The 18,569-nt window shown below is 65.1% G+C and carries 22 protein-coding genes; 13 read left to right on the forward strand and 9 right to left on the reverse strand.

Features of this window, described 5'->3' with window-relative positions; genetic code table 11:
* Nucleotides 1-197 precede the first annotated feature (197 nt).
* A complete protein-coding gene (locus E4K64_RS08510) occupies nucleotides 198-584 on the forward strand; it encodes a response regulator (RefSeq protein WP_135163114.1) in 387 nt (128 codons plus the stop codon).
* 83 nt (nucleotides 585-667) lie between these two features.
* Here E4K64_RS08510 and E4K64_RS08515 read toward each other — a convergent pair whose 3' ends face one another.
* The 5 genes from E4K64_RS08515 to E4K64_RS08535 form a co-directional block, all read right to left on the reverse strand.
* Nucleotides 668-1,786: a branched-chain amino acid ABC transporter substrate-binding protein gene (locus E4K64_RS08515; protein WP_135163115.1), complete on the reverse strand. Its 1,119-nt coding sequence runs from the start codon at nucleotides 1,784-1,786 to the stop codon at nucleotides 668-670.
* Nucleotides 1,787-1,946: 160 nt separating this feature from the next.
* The gene (locus E4K64_RS08520) at nucleotides 1,947-2,684 is read right to left on the reverse strand and encodes an ABC transporter ATP-binding protein (RefSeq protein ID WP_135163116.1); all 738 of its coding nucleotides are present in this window, start codon (nucleotides 2,682-2,684) and stop codon (nucleotides 1,947-1,949) included.
* Complete coding sequence (locus tag E4K64_RS08525) at nucleotides 2,681-3,514, reverse strand: ABC transporter ATP-binding protein (protein WP_135163117.1); 834 nt, start codon at nucleotides 3,512-3,514, stop codon at nucleotides 2,681-2,683. Before E4K64_RS08525 ends, E4K64_RS08520 begins: the two co-directional genes overlap by 4 nt.
* On the reverse strand, nucleotides 3,511-4,812 hold the full coding sequence (gene livM / locus E4K64_RS08530) for a high-affinity branched-chain amino acid ABC transporter permease LivM (RefSeq protein ID WP_135163118.1): 1,302 nt from the start codon (nucleotides 4,810-4,812) through the stop codon (nucleotides 3,511-3,513). The genes E4K64_RS08525 and livM overlap by 4 nt, the downstream gene beginning before the upstream one ends.
* A 27-nt stretch (nucleotides 4,813-4,839) precedes the next feature.
* Nucleotides 4,840-5,757 carry an ABC transporter permease subunit gene (locus tag E4K64_RS08535; protein ID WP_126260905.1) on the reverse strand — a complete coding sequence of 306 codons (918 nt, stop codon included), beginning with the start codon at nucleotides 5,755-5,757 and terminating at the stop codon, nucleotides 4,840-4,842.
* Nucleotides 5,758-6,035: 278 nt separating this feature from the next.
* On the opposite strand from E4K64_RS08535, the gene E4K64_RS40220 reads away from it, so the two are divergent.
* Both E4K64_RS40220 and E4K64_RS08545 read left to right on the forward strand, forming a co-directional pair.
* Entirely contained in the window at nucleotides 6,036-6,206 is a 171-nt protein-coding gene (locus E4K64_RS40220) for a hypothetical protein (protein WP_164718993.1), read from the forward strand.
* Between the two features lie 283 nt (nucleotides 6,207-6,489).
* Complete coding sequence (locus E4K64_RS08545; protein WP_135163119.1) at nucleotides 6,490-7,026, forward strand: hypothetical protein; 537 nt, start codon at nucleotides 6,490-6,492, stop codon at nucleotides 7,024-7,026.
* Here the strand turns inward: E4K64_RS08545 and E4K64_RS08550 are convergent.
* The 3 genes from E4K64_RS08550 to E4K64_RS08560 form a co-directional block, all read right to left on the reverse strand.
* The gene (locus tag E4K64_RS08550; RefSeq protein ID WP_128920868.1) at nucleotides 6,988-7,380 is read right to left on the reverse strand and encodes a carboxymuconolactone decarboxylase family protein; all 393 of its coding nucleotides are present in this window, start codon (nucleotides 7,378-7,380) and stop codon (nucleotides 6,988-6,990) included. The genes E4K64_RS08545 and E4K64_RS08550 overlap by 39 nt on opposite strands.
* Before the next feature lie 112 nt (nucleotides 7,381-7,492).
* Nucleotides 7,493-8,275, reverse strand: coding sequence for a 3-oxoadipate enol-lactonase (gene pcaD, locus E4K64_RS08555; protein ID WP_135163120.1), 783 nt, complete (start codon nucleotides 8,273-8,275; stop codon nucleotides 7,493-7,495).
* 28 nt (nucleotides 8,276-8,303) lie between these two features.
* Nucleotides 8,304-9,659, reverse strand: a complete 1,356-nt coding sequence (locus E4K64_RS08560; protein ID WP_135163121.1) for a 3-carboxy-cis,cis-muconate cycloisomerase — start codon at nucleotides 9,657-9,659, stop codon at nucleotides 8,304-8,306.
* Between the two features lie 172 nt (nucleotides 9,660-9,831).
* On the opposite strand from E4K64_RS08560, the gene E4K64_RS08565 reads away from it, so the two are divergent.
* The 8 genes from E4K64_RS08565 to E4K64_RS08600 all read left to right on the forward strand — a co-directional run bounded on the left by E4K64_RS08565 (nucleotide 9,832) and on the right by E4K64_RS08600 (nucleotide 16,704).
* Entirely contained in the window at nucleotides 9,832-10,278 is a 447-nt protein-coding gene (locus E4K64_RS08565; RefSeq protein ID WP_126260910.1) for an SRPBCC family protein, read from the forward strand.
* Nucleotides 10,279-10,412: 134 nt separating this feature from the next.
* A complete protein-coding gene (locus E4K64_RS08570; RefSeq protein WP_014494194.1) occupies nucleotides 10,413-10,898 on the forward strand; it encodes a (2Fe-2S)-binding protein in 486 nt (161 codons plus the stop codon).
* Between the two features lie 27 nt (nucleotides 10,899-10,925).
* On the forward strand, nucleotides 10,926-11,732 hold the full coding sequence (locus E4K64_RS08575; protein WP_126260911.1) for an FAD binding domain-containing protein: 807 nt from the start codon (nucleotides 10,926-10,928) through the stop codon (nucleotides 11,730-11,732).
* A 60-nt stretch (nucleotides 11,733-11,792) separates the two neighbouring features.
* Nucleotides 11,793-12,716: an AAA family ATPase gene (locus E4K64_RS08580; RefSeq protein WP_135163122.1), complete on the forward strand. Its 924-nt coding sequence runs from the start codon at nucleotides 11,793-11,795 to the stop codon at nucleotides 12,714-12,716.
* 146 nt (nucleotides 12,717-12,862) lie between these two features.
* Nucleotides 12,863-14,065, forward strand: a complete 1,203-nt coding sequence (locus tag E4K64_RS08585; RefSeq protein WP_135163123.1) for a vWA domain-containing protein — start codon at nucleotides 12,863-12,865, stop codon at nucleotides 14,063-14,065.
* A 10-nt stretch (nucleotides 14,066-14,075) separates the two neighbouring features.
* A complete protein-coding gene (locus E4K64_RS08590) occupies nucleotides 14,076-14,399 on the forward strand; it encodes an XdhC family protein (RefSeq protein ID WP_007602422.1) in 324 nt (107 codons plus the stop codon).
* Between the two features lie 2 nt (nucleotides 14,400-14,401).
* On the forward strand, nucleotides 14,402-15,103 hold the full coding sequence (locus E4K64_RS08595; RefSeq protein ID WP_135163124.1) for an XdhC family protein: 702 nt from the start codon (nucleotides 14,402-14,404) through the stop codon (nucleotides 15,101-15,103).
* Nucleotides 15,100-16,704: an NTP transferase domain-containing protein gene (locus tag E4K64_RS08600; protein WP_135163125.1), complete on the forward strand. Its 1,605-nt coding sequence runs from the start codon at nucleotides 15,100-15,102 to the stop codon at nucleotides 16,702-16,704. Before E4K64_RS08595 ends, E4K64_RS08600 begins: the two co-directional genes overlap by 4 nt.
* 128 nt (nucleotides 16,705-16,832) lie before the next feature.
* Here E4K64_RS08600 and E4K64_RS08605 read toward each other — a convergent pair whose 3' ends face one another.
* Complete coding sequence (locus E4K64_RS08605; RefSeq protein WP_135163126.1) at nucleotides 16,833-17,327, reverse strand: avidin/streptavidin family protein; 495 nt, start codon at nucleotides 17,325-17,327, stop codon at nucleotides 16,833-16,835.
* 180 nt (nucleotides 17,328-17,507) lie between these two features.
* On the opposite strand from E4K64_RS08605, the gene E4K64_RS08610 reads away from it, so the two are divergent.
* Both E4K64_RS08610 and E4K64_RS08615 read left to right on the forward strand, forming a co-directional pair.
* On the forward strand, nucleotides 17,508-17,897 hold the full coding sequence (locus tag E4K64_RS08610; RefSeq protein WP_126260916.1) for a DUF4189 domain-containing protein: 390 nt from the start codon (nucleotides 17,508-17,510) through the stop codon (nucleotides 17,895-17,897).
* Between the two features lie 154 nt (nucleotides 17,898-18,051).
* Nucleotides 18,052-18,462: a DUF2000 family protein gene (locus tag E4K64_RS08615; protein ID WP_135163127.1), complete on the forward strand. Its 411-nt coding sequence runs from the start codon at nucleotides 18,052-18,054 to the stop codon at nucleotides 18,460-18,462.
* Nucleotides 18,463-18,569 lie beyond the last annotated feature (107 nt).

Here is an 18,569-nt window from a genome sequence, read left to right on the forward strand (position 1 = left end):
GTAGCCCGTTCCGGGCACGGGTCGTGAACTTCTGCAGCGACGACTCAACCGAAGGTTACAGTTTACTTAATTTGGGTGGGAACGCGGAATAGGGATCGGGTAAGATGCGCTTTACTGCGCGGTGTCATAATGCCCTGCCATGGTGCCGGGTTCCAGGTTGAATCATACGATTTGATCGATCTGCGGGAGTTGTTCCCATGCCTCGCGTTCTCATCATCGACGACCAGAAGGACGTGCGCGCGATGGTCGCGATCGTGCTACGGGTCAACCATTACGAGGTTGCCGAGGCCGACAGCGGCGCGGCCGGGCTGAAAACCTTCGCGGAAAGCCGCTTTGACGCAGCGATCGTCGATATTTTCCTTGGCGATACCAGCGGTATCGACGTCATCTCGGCCCTGCGCGAGCGTGCGCCGGGGCTTCCCATCGTCGCGGTGTCTGGAATGACGGCGCTGGACTTCATGGAAGCGTCGCCCCACCTCGCCAACGTGATCTGCCTGCAAAAGCCGTTTCGGCCGAACGATCTCCTGCAAGCGCTTCGGAAGGCCCAGACCGCGGCCACCGGCGAGTTGCCCGCAGCCGTCTGATCCTGCCGCAAAAACAAAAACGCCCCGGGCAAGCCGGGGCGTTGATGACGATTGCATGCGAGGTTTGAGCCCCGGAGCCGCGTTCAGGTGCCGTTGCCGCTGATCTGGGCGTAGCCGCCCTTGGCGTCCCACTTGTAGACGACGTAATCGAGCAGCTTGATGTCGCCCTTGGCGTCATACTCGATCGGGCCGATCACGGTGTCCCACTTGCCGGCCTTCATCGCCTCCATGACCTTCTTGGCGTCGGTGGTGCCGGCCTTCTTGGCCGCCTGCGACCACACCTGCATCGCCGCGTAGGTGTAGAGGGTGTAGCCCTCCGGATCGATGTTCTTGGCCTTGAAAGCCTCGACGATCTTCTTCGCGGTCGGCTTGTTGCGCGGATCGGGACCGAAGGTGAACAGCGTGCCTTCGCCGGCCGGGCCGGTGATGGAGGCGTACTCCTTGTCGGCCAGCGCGTCGCCGGCCATCAGCACGGTCTTGAGGCCCTGGTCGCGCATCTGACGCAGGATCAGGCCGCTCTCCTGATGGTAACCGCCGACATAGACGAGATCGATGTTGTCGCGCTTCAAGCGCGAGACGATCGCGTTGAAGTCCTTGTCGCCCTTGTTGTAGGACTCATACATCTTCTCGGTGACGCCGGCCTTGTTGAGCGCCTTCTTGGTCTCGTCCGCAAGACCCTTGCCGTAGGTGGTCTTGTCGTTGAGGATCGCGATGTTCTTGCCCTTGTAGTTCTTGGCGATGTACTGCGCCGCGATCAGGCCCTGCTGATCGTCACGGCCGCAGACGCGCGCCACGTTCCAGAGCTTGCGCTCGGTGAAGAGCGGGTTGGTCGAGGCCGGCGTGATCTGGAGCACGTTGCCGTCGGCATAGGCTTCAGAAGCCGGAATCGACGACGACGAGCAATAGTGCCCGGCCACGAACGGGATTTTCGCGCCGGCGATCTTTTCGGCGATCGAGCGCGCCTGCTTCGGGTCGCAAGCGTCGTCCTCGACGGAAAGCGCGAGCTTCTTGCCGTTGACGCCGCCGGCGGCGTTGATATCGGCCACGGCCATTTCGGCGCCGTTCTTCATCTGGCGGCCGAAGGCGGACTCGCCGCCGGTCATCGGACCTGCGACTGCGATGGTGACATCCTGCGCGAACGCCGCGCTCGACAGCGCGATCGATACGCCGAATGCCAGACCGATGAGCTTCAGTGATTTCATGAGATACCTCGCGGGTGGTCGCCTGTGGAAGTTGCCGGGCATGCCCGGTCCAAACCGGCGCCATTCTTGAATGAATTTCAGGAGAAGTCACCGGCAAAATACGGGCATTGGCGCAGATATCTCGCCCATTCGGCCGCAGGCGGGGCCACGCGTGGCTCGGTCAGCCGTGCCGGCCGCCTTCCAGATAGGCGGCGCGAATCTCAGGGCGCTGCAACAATTCGGCGCCGGTGCCGGCCAGCGTGATCAGGCCATTGACCATGACATAGCCGCGATGGGCGAGCTTGAGGGCATGGTTGGCGTTCTGCTCGACGATCAGGACGGTCAGGCCGTCCTGCCGGTTCAGGGTGCGGATCGCATCGAAGATCTGGCGCGCGATCAGCGGTGCGAGGCCCAGCGAGGGCTCGTCGAGCAGGAGCAGGCGCGGACGGCTCATCAGGGCGCGGCCGATCGCCAGCATCTGCTGCTCGCCGCCGGAGAGGGTTCCGCCGCGCTGGTCATAGCGTTCCTTCAGCCGTGGAAACAGCGTGAAGACGCGCTGCAGCGTCGCCTCGCGTTCGGCCTCGGTGCATTCGGTGGCGTCCGCCCCCATCTGGAGGTTTTCCGCCACGCTCATGCGCGGGAAGATGCGGCGGCCCTCCGGCGATTGCGCGATGCGCAAATGCGCGATCTCGTGGGTGGGGACGTCGGTGATGTCGCGGCCTTCATACAGGATCTGGCCGGCCCGGGCGCGCGGCTTGCCGAAGATCGTCATCATCAGCGTCGACTTGCCGGCGCCGTTGGCGCCGATCAGCGCCACGATCTCGCCGGCATTGATCGCGACGTCGACGCCCTTCAGCGCCTCGATCTTGCCGTAGGCGGCGCGCAAGCCCTGGATCGCGAGCAGAGGAGAGGTTGTCACGCTCCGCCCTCCATCACGGCTGCCGCCTCTTCCTCGTCGGCGCCGAGATAGGCCGCGATCACCTTGGGATCGTCGCGGATCTCGCGCGGCGTGCCTTCCGCGATCTTGACGCCATGGTCCATCACCACGATGTGGTCGGAAATCTCCATCACCACCGACATATCGTGCTCGATCAGGAGGATCGAGGTGCCGAGCTCGTCGCGGATCGAGAGCAGAAGCTCGCTCAAGGCCGCGCTCTCGCGCGCGTTGAGGCCGGCGGCGGGCTCGTCCAGGCACAGAAGCGCGGGCTCGGTGCACATTGCGCGCGCGATCTCGAGCCGGCGCTGGTCGCCATAGGCGAAATTGCCGGCGGCATCGTCGGCGCGGTCGATCAGGTTGACCCGCTTGAGCCAGTCGGTGGCGAGGTCGATGGCGCGCTTTTCGGCATCACGATAGGTGGGAACGCCGAGCAGACCGAGGAGGGTGAATCCGGAGGCGCGCATCAGCGCGTTGTGCTGCGCCACCATCAGGTTCTCCAGCGCGGTCATGCCGGGAAACAGCCGGATGTTCTGGAAGGTGCGCGCGACCTTGGCCTGCTTGGCGATGCGGAAATCGCTCAGCCGCTCCAGCGCGACCGTCGTGCCGTCGTCGTGCGTGAGGCGGATGGCCCCGCCGCTCGGTTTGTAGAAGCCGGTGATGCAGTTGAACACGGTGGTCTTGCCGGCGCCGTTCGGCCCGATCAGCGCGGTGATCTTCTTCCGCTCGGCGGCGAAAGACAGGTCCTGCACGGCAACGATGCCGCCGAATCGCATGGCGAGCCGGTCGATGCTGAGAATCTTGTCGCCGCTCATCCGTGCCCTTCCTTGACGAGGTCGGAGGAGATCGCTTTCGCCTTGGTCAGATAGACGGTGGGCGCGCGGTGGCCGACGAGGCCGCGCGGCCGCCAGATCATGATCAGCACCATGGACATGCCGAACACCAGCATGCGGTAGGTCTCGAGGCCGCGGAACAGCTCGAAGCCGCCGATCATGGCGAGCGCGGCAAGCGCCACGCCGAGCTGCGAGCCCATGCCGCCGAGGACGACGATGGCCAGCACCAGCGCCGATTCCTGGAAGGTGAAGGATTCCGGGCTGATGAAGCCCTGGCGGGTGGCGAAGAACGCGCCGGCGAAGCCGCCGAACATGGCCCCCGTCGCGAACGCCGTCAGCTTGGTGGTCGTGGTGTTGATGCCGAGCGCGCGGCAGGCGACCTCGTCCTCGCGCAAGGCTTCCCAGGCCCGCCCGATCGGCAGGCGGCGCAGGCGGATGGTCGCCCAGTTGGTGAGCAGCGCAAGCGCCAGGATCAGGTAGAACAGGAAGATGATGCGGTGCGTCGGCGAATATTCGATGCCGAGCTTGGCGGCGAGGCCGTCGTCGCTGTTATCGAGCGGGATGCCGAAGAAGGAGGGGCGGGGAATACCCGAGACGCCGTTGGGGCCGCCGGTGAGCTCCTGCCAGTTGATGATGACGAGGCGGATGATCTCGCCGAAGGCGAGCGTCACGATGGCGAGATAGTCGCCGCGCAGCCGTAGCACGGGGAAGCCGAGAAGCACGCCCCAGAACGCCGCGAGGATGCCGGCGAGTGGCAGGCAGATCCAGAACGACCAGCCGAAATTGGTCGCAAGCAGCCCGTAGGAATAGGCACCGACCGCATAGAAGGCGACGTAGCCGAGATCGAGCAGGCCGGCGAGCCCGACCACGACGTTCAAGCCCCAGCCCAGCATGACGTACGTGAGCACGAGGATCGCAAGGTCGAGGATGTAGCGCTGGTTATAGAAGATCACCGGCACCAGCAGCGTGAAGATCAGGAGCGCCGGCGCGAGGTAGCGGCCGATGAAAGACATGCCGCTCTGCACCGCCGGCGGCACCAGTTTCTCGGCGCCGGTCGGGCCGATCCATTGCCGCAGCAGCTCGATCACGATCGAGCCGCCGAACACCGCGGCGACGAGGGACGCGAGCTCGCCGAACCGCGTCCAATAAGTGAGCTGGCCGGAGGCGCCCGCCTCGGTGCGGATGCCGACCATCAATGAAAACAGCACCAGCGCGATCAGGGCGTTGACGAAAGCCGTCTTCAGGATGGAGGTAGTGCCCGTTGCAGGTTTGGCAGTCATGGGTGAGGAAGTTGCCACGCGCGACCGTCAGACTTTTTCGACTTCGGGGCGACCGAGCAAACCGGTCGGCATGAAGATCAGCACCACGATGAGGATCGAGAACGCCGCGACGTCCTTGTATTCGACCGAGAAATAGGCCGACCAGAACGTCTCGATCAGGCCGATCGCAAGGCCTCCGAGCATGGCGCCGGGCAGCGAGCCGATGCCGCCGAGCACGGCGGCGGTGAATGCCTTGATGCCGGCGACGAAGCCCATGAAGAAGTCGACGAGGCCGTAATAAAGCAGATACATCAGGCCCGCGACCGCGGCGAGCGCGGCGCCGATCACGAAGGTCATGGAGATGGTGCGGTCGACGTCGACGCCCAGCAGCGCCGCCATGGTCTGGTCCTGCTCGCAGGCGCGCATATCGCGCCCCAGCCGGGTGCGCGACACCAGCCAGGTGAAGATCGCCAGCAGCACGATCGTGGTGATGACGACCACGATCTGGATGTTGGAGAGCTGGATCACGAAGCCATCGGCGCTCTCGTGCAGCGTGTAGCCGCCGGTGATCACGGGCGGCACTGGCTTCACCCGCGCGCCTTGCGCCACCTGCGAATAGTTGGTCAGCACGAAGGACATGCCGATCGCCGACAGCATCGGGGCGAGGCGGAAGGAGTGGCGCAGCGGACGGTAAGCGATGCGCTCGATGGTCCAGCCATACAGGGCCGTGATCGCCATCGAGACCAGGATGACGATAAGCAGGATCACCGGGACCGCCGTCAGGCCGGTCGAGACCAGAAGAAGGAAGGTGATCAGCGCGATGAAGCCGCCGATCATGAAGACGTCGCCATGGGCGAAGTTGATCATGCCGACGATGCCGTAGACCATCGTATAGCCGATGGCGATCAGGCCGTAGATCGAGCCTAGGACGAGACCGTTGATGAGCTGCTGGGCGAAATAATCCATGGGCTGCCGTACCAAACCTGACGCGGGCTCAAAGCGAGCACTTGGGAGAGTGGGTTGGAGGGTGGTTTTCTTGGGCCCCGGCAGCCGCTAAGCATTCTGCACGTTTTGTAACAGCAGGGAACTGATGGCTGCAACACCTCACGCGGAGGCAGGAGGTCTTGTACAGAACTCATTTGGCGTTCCGGGTTCCGCAGGCGCGAGAAACCGGGTTCCGCCCGCAACCTAACTGGGGGGCGACCGTTGTCTCGTCTCTGACGTCCAACAAGGGAGTTCCCCGAATGACGAAGCAGCAGAACCAGAATCCGGGCCAGCAGAGTCAGAACCCCGGCCAGCAGCGCCCCGGGCAGCAGCAGGGCGGTGGTCAGAAACCCGGACAGCAGCAGCAGAACGACCCGATGCGCCAGGGCGATCGCCCCGGCCAGCAGGGCGGCCAGCGCGACCAGGAATAGAGCGCTTGATAGCCGAGGAATAATAAGAGGGCGACGAGGGGCCCCGCCGAAAGGCGGGGCCTTTTTTCTTGGCCTTCTAGCGTCGTCGTTCCGGGGCGGCTCGCAGAGCCGAACCCGGAATCTCGAGATTTCGGGCTCGATGCTTCGCGCTGCCACGCAATGACGACCTCTGCGAGGCCGGTTAAGGTAAACAAAGGGTTTAAATTGCCGCCACGGTCTGATGCGAGTTAGCTCCCCGCAAAGCCTTCGATCGAAGGCGAAGGCAGGCGAAGCGGGAAGCGGCATGTTCAGGAATTGGCGGATCGGCTCGGTCAACGGCGCGCTGCTGGCGGCCTATTTCATCCCGGCCTGGGCCCTGGTCGCCTTCAATATCATTGTCGCACCGGTGCACGGCCTCTACGAGCGGCCGAGCGTCGCGGTTGCGCTGTATCTCAGCGACCATCTCCAGATGGCCGGCATGGACACGGTGCGCGCCGCCTGGCTGCTGGCGCTGGGCCGGCTGACGGTCGTGGCGTTCTTTGCGATCTATCTCGTGCTGCTCTGCATTCCTCGCATCCGCAGGAACGGCGGCAGCGACGAGGCGCTCGGCATTGCCCTGGCGATCGGCAGCCTGATCTCGTTAGCCAGCATGATCATGGCTTCGAAGGTCGGCGAGATGGCGGCGCTCCGGCTGCACGCCACCGAACTGCTGCTCCTGCTCGGCGCCGCCATCGTGGTGGTGATCGAACGGCCCGAGGCCGCGCCCAAGACTGTTCAGAAGACCGTCGAGACTGCAGCGCCCCTAGGGCTTGAGCAGGCCGAGCTCCTGCACAATCGCTGAGGCTTCCTTGACGGCGTGGTTCACGGCCGGCACGCCGCAATAGATCGCCTGCTGCAGCAGGATTTCCTTGATGTCGTCGGGCGTGAAGCCGCCTTCGGCAAGCGCCGCCCGCACGTGCAGGCGGAATTCGTCCCATTGCCCGAGCGCGACCATGGTGCCGATCACCAGCACGCGCCGCGTTCGCTCGTCGAAATGCGGCCGCGTCCAGATCTCGCCCCAGGCATAGCGCGTGATCATGTCCTGGAAATCGGTGTTGAAGGCGTTGCGGTTCGCGATCGACTTGTCGACCCAGGCATTGCCCAGCACCTTGCGGCGAACGTTCATGCCGGCATCGCGGCGCTTCTGGTCGTCCATGTGTTTCCCTCCTTCGTCATTGCGAGGAGCGTAGCGACGAAGCAATCCAGAATGTCTGCGCCGAGAAATCTCTGGATTGCTTCGCTACGCTCGCAATGACGGCGTTCTGCTGCTAGCGCTGCGTCAAAAATCCCACCACCGCGTCGGTAAACGCGTGCGGCTGCTCGACGTTGGAAATGTGCGCGGCGTCGATGATGGTCATGCTGGCGCCGGGAATCTTCGAGCGGATCAATTCGCCCGCCGAGATCGGCGTCGCCATGTCGTGGCGGCCGGCGATCACCAGCGTCGGACTCTTGATCTTGGCAAGCAGCTCGCGCTGGTCCAGCGTCGACAGCGCCTCGCAGCAGGCGAGATAACCTTCGACAGGCGAGGCGAGCAGCATCGACTTCATCCGCGCGGTGATGTCAGGCTCGCGCTCGCGAAAATCCTGCGTCAGCCAGCCTGCGATCACGGCATCGGCGACCGCGGCGATGCCGCCCTTCTTCACGGCGTCGATGCGCTCCAGCCATCTGGTCGGCTCGGCATAATAGCAGGAGGTGTTGGCGAGGATGAGCTTGCCGAAGCGCTCCGGCGCGTTGGCGCCGAGCCATTGCCCGACCATGCCGCCCATCGACAGGCCGCACCAATGCACCTTCTCGATGTTGAGGTCGTCGAGGATCGCGAGCACGTCGCGGCCGAAGCGCTCCATCGTATAGGGGCCGGGCGGCACGCTGGACTTGCCGTGGCCGCGGCGGTCGTAGCGGATGACGCGGAACAGCTGCGTCAGCGCCTTCATCTGCGGCTCCCACATCTGAAGCGTGCAGCCGAGCGAGTTGGACAGCATCAAGGTCGGCCCGCCGTCGCGGCCCTCGACGGAGACGTTGAGCAGGCATCCGTCGGCATCGATCATGGGCATGCGGCGTCTCCGTCGTATCTTGCGGTTCTCATTCGCGGTCGAGGCTGTAGAGCAGCCGGTCGATCAGGGCCTGGGAAGCCCCTTGATAGGCCATCGGCTCGAACAATGCCGCAATTTTTTCCGGCGAAAGCTGCGCATTGACCTGCGAATCGGCCAACAGCACCTCGCGCAGATGCTTCTTCTCGGCGACCGCGCGCTTGCTGGCGGCCTCGACGAGGTGGTGCGCATCGCTCTTGCCGATCTTCTCCGCCAGCGCGAACGTGACCGCCTCCGCCATGATCAGCCCATGCGTCGCGTCGAGATTGCTGCGCATGCGCGCGACGTCGACGTCGAGGCCTTCCGCGATGTCGACGATGGCGGAAAGCGCGCCCGAAGTGACCAGCATCAATTGCGGCAGCGTCGGCCATTCCGCATGCCAGGGACCGGCGCTGCGCTCGTGGTCCTGCACTTGCGCCGCGAAGATCGTCGCGGCAAGCTGCGGGGCCATCGTGGCGGCGCCCAGCGCGCTTGCGGCCGCGACCGGGTTGCGCTTGTGCGGCATGGTCGAGGAGCCGCCGCGGCCTTCGCCGGCCGGTTCGAACGCTTCGGCGACGTCGGTCTGCATCATCAGCGAGACATCGCGCGCGATCTTGCCGCAGCTTCCCGCCAGAATGGCGAAACAGGAAGCGGCCTCCGCGATCCGGTCGCGATGGGTGTGCCAAGGCGCTTCCGGCAGCGCCAGGTCGAGCTCGCGCGCGAGGCGTTCCGCCACGGCCAGGCCGTTGTCGCCGAGGGCCGCGAGCGTGCCGGCGGCGCCGCCGAATTGTAGCGCGAGGCCCTCGCGGCGGAGCCGCCGCAGCCGGCAACGGGCGCGGGCGAGGCTTGAGGCATATCCGGCGGCCTTGAGGCCGAACGGCATCGGCAGCGCGTGCTGGAGCCAGGTCCGTGCCACCATCGCAGTGTTGCGATGGCTGCGCGCCAGTGCGGCAAAGCCCTTGATGGCGCGGCCGAGGTCGGCCTCCAGCGCATCGATGCCGGCGCGAAGCGTGAGCATGGTCGCGGTGTCGATGACATCCTGGCTGGTGGCGCCCCAATGCACGTAGCGCGCGGCCTCCTTGTCGGCCTTGCCGACATTGGCGGTCAGGGTCCTGACCAGGGGAATCGCAAGATTGCCCGATCGTGTCGCGGCCTCCGCCAGCGCGGCCATGTCAAAGGAATCGGCCTTGCAAGCGGCCTCGATCGGTCCCAGGGCGGATGTCGGAATCACATTCGTGGCGGCCTCGGCGCGTGCCAGGGCTGCCTCGAAATCAAGCATGTTCTGCAAGGTCGACCGGTCGTCGCAGACCGCGCGCATGGGGGCGCTCGACAGCATCGGTGCGAGCAGGGGGGAGAGGGACGTACTCATGTTGCGCGCGACCTAATCATCATGGCCCGGCCATGCCAATCCCTAACCGCCCGCACACGCCATTTTGCAGTTGCGAATGTGCATTGCACGTGACCGGTCGCCGCCCTTTCCTTTGTCGCGTCCCTGCGTTACTTGATCAGCACTATAGTTACGCGATCCGGGAGGCACCCTCATGGCCATGACGATGAACGGCGAAGTCCAGCTTGCGGCGCCGCGCGAGGCCGTGTGGGCCAAGCTCAACGACCCCGAGGTGCTGAAGGCCTGCATCCCCGGCTGCGAAGAGCTCGAGAAGACCGACGACGGCGGCTTTCGCGCAACGGCGAAAATGAAGGTCGGCCCCGTGTCGGCGCGCTTCAAGGGCAAGGTCACGCTGTCCGATCTCGACCCGCCGAACGGCTACAAGATCTCCGGTGAGGGCGAGGGCGGGGTCGCCGGCTTCGCCAAGGGCGGCGCGGCGGTCAAGCTGGCGGAGAAGGACGGCGGCACGCTGCTTTCCTACGACGTCGAGGCGCAGATCGGCGGCAAGTTGGCGCAGCTCGGCCAGCGCCTCATCAACGGTGCCGCCAAGAAGCTCGCCGACGAGTTTTTCGCGAACTTCGCCAAGGCCGTACAGAGCTGAAGGTCATCGCCTTCGGCATGGCGCCTTGCGTCCGGGGCGATGTTGCCCCGGGGCATAATGGCCCATATGATGGGTTGGAATAATTATAAGAACCGCTTCGATGGGACCCGTCGGGGCGCTGATAGAGAGTGCTTATGGCAAAAATCTCCCTCATCGTGAACGGCAATCCTGTCACGGCCAACGTCGATCCCCGCACCCTGCTGGTGCAGTTCCTGCGTGAGAATCTGCGCCTGACCGGCACCCATGTCGGCTGCGACACCTCGCAGTGCGGCGCCTGTGTCGTGCATCTCGACGGCAAGGCCGTGAAGTCCTGCACCACGCTTGCGGTGATGGCCGACGGCCACGAGGTCAAGACGATCGAGGGGCTGGCCGCCGACGGCGCGCCGCTGCATCCGATGCAGGAAGCCTTCCGCGAGCACCATGGCCTGCAGTGCGGCTTCTGCACGCCGGGCATGATCATGACCGCGATCGACATCGTGCATCGCAAGGGCCACGAGCTCGACGACCATACGATCCGGGAAGAACTGGAAGGCAATCTCTGCCGCTGCACCGGCTACCAGAACATCGTCGCCTCGATCTCCGCCGGCGCCAAGGCGATGGCGAAATCCGACCTCGCGTAACGCGCATCCCGCGATCAGGACATTCAGATGTACGAATTCAAATATCATCGCCCCGGGACCGTTCGGCAGGCCGCCAACCTCCTGGTGAAGAACGAGGACGCCAAGGTGATCGCCGGCGGCCACACGCTGATTCCCGTCATGAAGCAGCGCCTGGCGAGCCCCCCGCATCTGGTCGACCTCTCCCATATCGAGGGGCTCAACACGATCGAGATGAAGGGCCGCTCGCTGGTGATCGGCGCCACCGCCAAGCACGCCGAGGTCGCGGCCTCCGCGATCGTCGGTGAGGCGATCCCGGCGCTGGCCAATCTCGCCAGCCAGATCGGCGATCCCGCCGTGCGCCACAAGGGCACGATCGGCGGCTCGCTCGCCAACAACGATCCGACCGCGGACTATCCGGCCGCGGTGCTCGCGCTGGGCGCGACCATCGTCACCAACAAGCGTCGCCTCAAGGCCGAAGAATATTTCCAAGGCCTGTTCACGACCGCGCTCGAAGCCGACGAGATCATCACCAAGGTGCTGTTTCCGCTGCCGAAGAAGGCGGCCTACATCAAGTTCCGCAACCAGGCCTCGCGTTATGCGCTGGTCGGCGTGTTCGTGGCGCGGCGTCCGTCGGACGTGCGGGTCGCCGTGACCGGCGCCGGCTCCGAAGGCGTGTTCCGCGTCGAGGCGTTCGAGGAAGCCCTCAAGAAACGCTTCTCGTCCAAGGTGCTCGATGGCATCAACGTGCCGGCGGAAGGCCTCAACAGCGACATCCACGGCAGCGCCGAATACCGCGCGCATCTCATCGGCGTGCTGACACGGCGCGCCGTCGATGCGGCCAACGCCAAGGAATAAGCGGGTCACCGACGGGCCCGATGCCTGCCCTTCCGAGGGCGCAACCGAGACTGGCGTTTCATGACTTCAGTGGCCAATACTTCCGGTGCCATGCCGGCATCGGTCGATGCGATGCTCGAACTCCTGACCTCGCGCGGCTATCTCGCCGAGCGATCGCTGGCGACGGTGACGTACCTTTCGCTGCGGATGGGTCGGCCGCTGTTCCTGGAAGGCGAAGCCGGCGTCGGCAAGACCGAAATCGCCAAGGTGCTCTCGGCGGCCCTGGGGCGGAAGCTGATCCGTCTGCAATGCTACGAAGGCCTCGACGTCTCCTCGGCGGTCTACGAGTGGAACAGCGCGGCGCAGATGATCGCGATCCGGATGGCGGAAGCCGCCGGCGACACCGATCGCGACCAGCTCTCGAGCGATATCTTCGCCGACCGCTACATGATCAAGCGGCCGCTGCTCCAGGCACTGGAGCCCGACGTCGCCGGCCCGCCGGTGCTGCTGATCGACGAGCTCGACCGGGCCGACGAGGCATTCGAGGCTTACCTGCTCGAAATCCTCAGCGACTTCCAGGTGACGATCCCGGAATTCGGCACCGTGAAGGCGCCACACCCGCCGATCGTCATCATCACCTCCAACCGTACCCGCGAGATTCACGACGCGCTGAAGCGGCGCTGCCTCTATCACTGGGTGGACTATCCCGCCGCCGAGCGGGAGCTCGCGATCGTCAAGTCGCGCGTGCCCGGCATCTCCGCAAAGCTGTCGCAGCAGGTCGTGCGCTTCGTGCAGGCGCTGCGCAACCAGGACTTCTACAAGTCGCCGGGCGTTGCCGAGACCATCGACTGGGCCACCGCTTTGTCCGAGCTCGACGCCCGCTCGCTGACCCCGCAAGTGGTCGGCGACACGCTGGGCGCGCTGCTCAAATATCAGGACGACATCACCCGGATGCAGGGCGATACCTTGCAGAAGGTGCTGAAGGACGCGACGAGCGAGAATTAGCCCCGCGTGAAATTGAGCTCGTCATTCCGGGGCGCGACGAAGTCGCGAGCCCGGAATCCATCGGGCCGCAGGGATTGCGGGTAAATGGATTCCGGACTCGCGCCCAAGAGGGCGCGCCCCGGAATGACGGCTGAGAGTGTGGACCCATGGCCATCAACCACCTTGCCCCGGAGCAAACCGAGCAATTCGCCGACAACATCGTCGGCTTCGCCCGCGCGCTGCGCGCCGCGGGCATGCCGGTGGGGCCGGGTGCTATCATCGATGCCATGAGCGCGCTGCAGGTGATCGAGATCGGCAACCGCGCCGACGTCTTCACCACGCTGGAGGCGATCTTCGTCAAGCGCCATGAGCATGCGCTGATCTTCAGCCAGGCCTTCAACCTGTTCTTCCGCGCCTCCGAGGAGTGGAAGCACATGCTGGATTCGGTGCCGCTGCCGGACGAGGCCAAGAAGAAGCCGAAAGCCGGCTCACGCCGCGTGCAGGAGGCGATGTCGCAGCCGCGCATGACGGAGACGCCGCAGCACCAGGAGCAGGATCTGCGCCTGTCGGTCTCCGACAAGGAAATCCTTCAGAAGAAGGATTTTGCGCAAATGAGCGCGGCGGAGATTGCCGAGGCGCTGCGCGCCGTCGATCGCATGCACCTGCCGCAGGCCGAGCTCTTGATGCGCCGCTACCTGCCCAATCCGCGCGGGCTTCGCCTCGACCTCCGCCGCACGCTGCGTGCATCCTTGCGCACCGGCGGCGACATCATCGACATCCGTCGCCTGGGACGGATCGAGAAGCCGGCGCCGATCGTGGCGCTGCTCGATATTTCCGGCTCGATGAGCGAGTACACCCGCCTGTTCCTGCATTTCCTGCACGCCATCACCGATGCCCGCAAGCGCGTCTCGGTGTTCCTGTTCGGCACCCGTCTCACCAATGTCAGCCGTGCGCTGCGCCAGCGCGATCCCGACGAGGCGCTGGCGAGCTGCTCGGCTTCGGTCGAGGACTGGGCCGGCGGCACCCGGATCTCGGCCTCGCTGCACAACTTCAACAAATTGTGGGCGCGCCGCGTGCTGAGCCAGGGCGCCATCGTGCTGTTGATCTCCGACGGGCTGGAGCGGGAGGCCGATTCCAAGCTTGCCTTCGAGATGGACCGGCTGCACCGTTCCTGTCGGCGGCTGATCTGGCTCAACCCGCTCTTGCGGTTCGGTGGCTTCGAGGCCAAGGCGCAGGGCATCAAAATGATGCTCCCGCACGTTGACGAATTCCGTCCGGTACATAATTTGAGTTCGATCCAGGAGCTGATCACGACGCTCTCCGGGCCGCTGCCGCCGCATCACCGCAGCCTGATCCGCTCCGCAGCTTGAGAGGCCACCCATGCTCGATCGCGACGAGGATATCCTGAAGGCGGCAGAGGACTGGCAGAAGGCCGGCCGTGGCGTCGCGCTGGCGACGGTCGTCGAAACCTGGGGCTCGGCGCCGCGCCCGGCGGGCTCGAGCCTCGTCATCAACGACGAGGGCACGTTCTTGGGCTCGGTCTCCGGCGGCTGCGTCGAGGGCGCCGTGGTCACCGAGGCCATGGATGTGATCCAGAGCGGCAAACCGAGGATGCTGGAGTTTGGCGTCGCCGACGAGACCGCCTGGAATGTCGGGCTGTCCTGCGGCGGAACCATCCGCGTCTTCGTCGAGAAGGTCGGCTAGCCGTGAAGCTCGAGATCCTGCACGAACTCAATGCCGAGCGGGCCGCGCGCCGGCCGGCGATCCTGGTGACGGACACCGAGAGCGGCGAGCAGCGCCTGGTGAAGGCGAAGGATTTTGCCAGGGATCCGCTGTGCACCGAGCTGGAGAAGCAGCTTCGCATGGGCAAGAGCGCCAGTGTCGAGGCCGGCGGCAAGAAGCTGTTCCTCAACGTCTACGCGCCGACCGCAAAGCTCGTCATCGTCGGCGCGGTGCATATCAGCCAGGCCCTGGCGCCGCTGGCGCGCTCGCTCGGCTACGACGTCACGGTGGTCGATCCGCGCACCGCCTTTGCGAGCCCCGAGCGCTTCCCCGATATTCCGCTGGTGGCCGAATGGCCGGACACCGCGCTGCCGCCGCTCAATGTCGATGCCTACACCGCCTTCGTCGCGGTGACGCACGATCCCAAGATCGACGATCCCGCATTGCTGCATGCCTTCGAGCGCGGCTGCTTCTATATCGGCGCCCTCGGCTCGCGAAAGACGCACGCCAAGCGTGCCGACCGGCTGCGGGCGCAGGGCGCGAAGGAAAACGACATCGCGCGGATCCACGCGCCCATCGGGCTTGCAATCGGTGCGGTCTCTCCGTCCGAGATCGCGGTCGCGATCATGGCGGAGATCACGGCTGTGCTCCGCCTGCCGCCCAAGGAAAAAGAAGAAGCGGCATGAAATTTGGCCCGGCCAGTCCCCAGGATGCGATCGGCGGGGTGACCGTTCACACCCTGCGCCAGGGGCCGCTGGTGCTGAAGAAGGGCACGACGATCGGGCCCGCCGAGGTCGAGGCGCTGGAGCGCGCCGGCATCAAGGACATCGTCGTGGTGCGCATGGAGGCGGGCGACGTCTCCGAGGACGTCGCGGCCGCCAGCATCGCGCTCGCCGTCGGCGGCGAGGGCATCCATGTCGAGCGCGCCTTCACCGGCCGCGCCAACCTGTTCGCCGCGCGTCCGGGCGTGCTGGTGATCGACCGCGCCGCGGTCGATCGCATCAACAATGTCGACGAGGCCATCACCTTTGCGACGCTCTCCCCCTACAAGCCGGTGGTCGAGGGCGAGATGGTCGGCACCGTCAAGATCATCCCGTTCGGCGTCGCGGGAAGCTTGCGCGATGCCGCGGTGAAGGCGGCGGGCAAGGACGTGCTGAAGATCGCGCCTTACGTGATCCAGAGTGTCGGCGTGGTCTCGACCCTGCTGCCGGGCCTGTCCTCCAAGGTGATCGACAAGACGCTGCGCGTCACCGCCGAGCGGCTCGCGCCCGCTGGTGCCGGCATCATCGCCGAGCGGCGTGTCCAGCACGATGAACGCGAGCTGTCGGCCGCGATCAAGGAATTGCTGGGCCTCGGAGCCGAGCTGGTCATCGTGTTCGGGGCGTCCGCGATCGCCGATCGCCGCGATGTGATCCCCGCGGCCGTCACCGCGATCGGCGGCGAGATCGAGCATTTCGGCATGCCGGTCGACCCCGGCAATCTCTTGCTGATTGCGCGCGCCGGCGGCGTGCCGGTGCTGGGCGCGCCGGGCTGTGCGCGCTCGCCGGTCGAGAACGGGTTCGACTGGGTGTTGATGCGGCTCCTCGCCGGCATCAAGGTGACGCGCGCCGAGCTGATGGGCATGGGCGTCGGCGGCCTGTTGATGGAGATCGTCACGCGCCCGCAGCCGCGCGCAAAACCCGAGACCGAGGGCAACAGCCAGGTCGCGGCCATTGTGCTCGCGGCGGGCCGTTCGACCCGTATGGGCGGCCCGAACAAGCTGCTCGCCGAGCTCGACGGCAAGAAGCTGGTGCGCCTCGCGACCGAGCAGGCGCTGGCCTCGAAAGCATCCGAGGTGATCGTCGTCACGGGGCACCAGGCCGAGCTGGTCGAGCAGGCGCTGCAAGGCCTGACGGTGCGGTTCGTCCGCAATCCGGATTTCGCCGGCGGTATCGCCAGCTCGGTCAAGGCCGGCATCGCCGCCGTGCCGGAGGCCTGCGGCGGCGCCGTGGTGTGCCTCGGCGACATGCCGCTGATCGATTCCGGCCTGATCGACCGTCTCATCGACAGCTTTGCGCCCGATCGCGGCAATCTCATCGTCGTGCCCGTCAGCGAAGGCCGCCGCGGCAATCCCGTGCTGTGGTCGCGCCGCTTCTTCAAGGAGCTGATGACGCTCGACGGCGACGTCGGCGCGCGTCATCTGATCGCCAAGCACACCGAGGCGGTCGCCGAAGTACCCGTTGATGGCGAGAGCGCCTTCCTCGATATCGACACGCCGCAGGCGCTGGAAGCGGCAAGGGGCGGATGACGCTGCCGTAGTGCCGTAGGGTGGGCAAAGGCGCTCGCGCGTGCCCACCATCTCTCGATTGCGACTAAATTCGTGGGCACGCTTCGCTTTGCCCACCCTACGGCACTATGCTCACGCTCGGGGCTCGCCTACTTCTTGGTGTTCGAGAGCTTCTCGACCCCGCCGGCCTTCAGCTCGACGCCGCCCTTGGTGAGCTGAGCCTTGTTGCCGCTGCTGAAGGTGAACGTATCGGCGCCCGCACTGATGCCGTTCCATGCGACGGCTTCGCCGAGAGACAGATACCACAGTCCCTGAAAGCCGGTTGCGGAGTTGAGCTGTCCGGTCCAGACCGTGGTCGAACCGCAGCCGAGAAAATTCACCGAGAAGCTGATCGCAGTGCCTGTATTGCCGTAGGCCAGCCAACCCGTGACGGGCAGCGGTTTGCCCTCATCGCAACTATTCGCCGCGTTGTTGGTGTAGGTCCCCGTGATCGCGCCCGAGCTCTGGTCGAAGTTGCTGATGGCCAGGGTTGAGCCATATTGGTTGGTCCAGGTCCAGTTCACTGCCTGCGCATGCGCGGATGGAAGTCCGATCAGACTGGCCGACGCGATCATTCCCAGCAGCATCGTCTTGATTGGACGCATTGTCGTCTCCTTGGCCCGTTTGCAGCTCCACGACCTTAAATAACGCGATTGAAAAATACAACTATAAAGTGTATAACTGGCATCACTAGTCCGGCATCGCTTTTCAACCACCCGTTCACCAAGTGGAAACGACCCGGGCTTAGAGTCGCCTCTACCTGCCTTGGGGGGAGGGGATTTTCCATGGCTTCGAACGTCGTCGCGCGCCGTTGCGCGATGTTTTGCTTTGTCTTGTCAGTTGCCGTCACCGGCGCCCGCTATATCAGTGAAGCCCGTGCCGCCGGTGCGTTTGCGGTCGGCAAATGCGGCGCTTATGGCCAGGCCTTCGATTATGGTCACGAGCATGAAGCGCGCGCCGCGGCGCAGAAGCAGTGCAAGGGCGATTGCACCACCGTGACGATGAAGCACGCCTGCGCGGCCATGTCGGTCGATCTCGCCAACCCCTGCGGCGCCTATGGCTATGCCGTCAAGCCGAAGATATCGGCTTCGCTCAACGCCGCCACGCGCGAATGCTACAAATACGGCGGCAAGGAATGCGTGATCCGCGCCTGGGCTTGCGACGCCAAGGGTTGATTCCACCCGTCTCTCTTGCTGTCATTCCGGGGCGATGAATCACATCGAACCCAGAAGCCATAGCCAGCATCGTGAGTATGGATTCTCAGATGCGCAATTGCGCATCAGAGCTCGCGCCAAGTGGCGCGCCCCGGAATGACAGTCGAGGAATTGCATGCAGTTCGACACCAAGATCGCAGTCGTGATCCGCACCGATCTTCAGGTCTGGCAGAAGCTCAACGTCGCCGCCTTCCTCACCAGCGGCATCGCCGCCGCTTTTCCCGAATGCATCGGCGAAGCCTACGAAGACGCCTCGGGCACGAAATATCATGCGCTGATCGGTCAGCCGATCCTGATCTATGGCGCCGACGGTCCGGCGTTGTCGCGCGCGCTGGATCGTGCGCTCACGCGCAACGTCAAGGCGGCGGTCTATACCGAGGACATGTTCAGCACCACGCATGATGCCGCCAACCGCGAGGCGGTGAGGGCAGTGGCGCGCAACGATCTCAATCTCGTCGGCATCGCCATGCGCGCCGAGCGCAAGGTGATCGACAAGATCCTCGACGGCCTCAAGTTCCATAGTTGACACGTCGACATTTCGCCCAGCGTCATCGTTGTGTCATGATGGGGCTGGTCTTGCGTAAACTTTGTGCTGTTTGACCCCCGTCAAAGGGAGCAGGTGTGGCATCGCTA

It is taken from the genome of Bradyrhizobium frederickii (assembly GCF_004570865.1).
Classification (GTDB): domain Bacteria; phylum Pseudomonadota; class Alphaproteobacteria; order Rhizobiales; family Xanthobacteraceae; genus Bradyrhizobium; species Bradyrhizobium frederickii.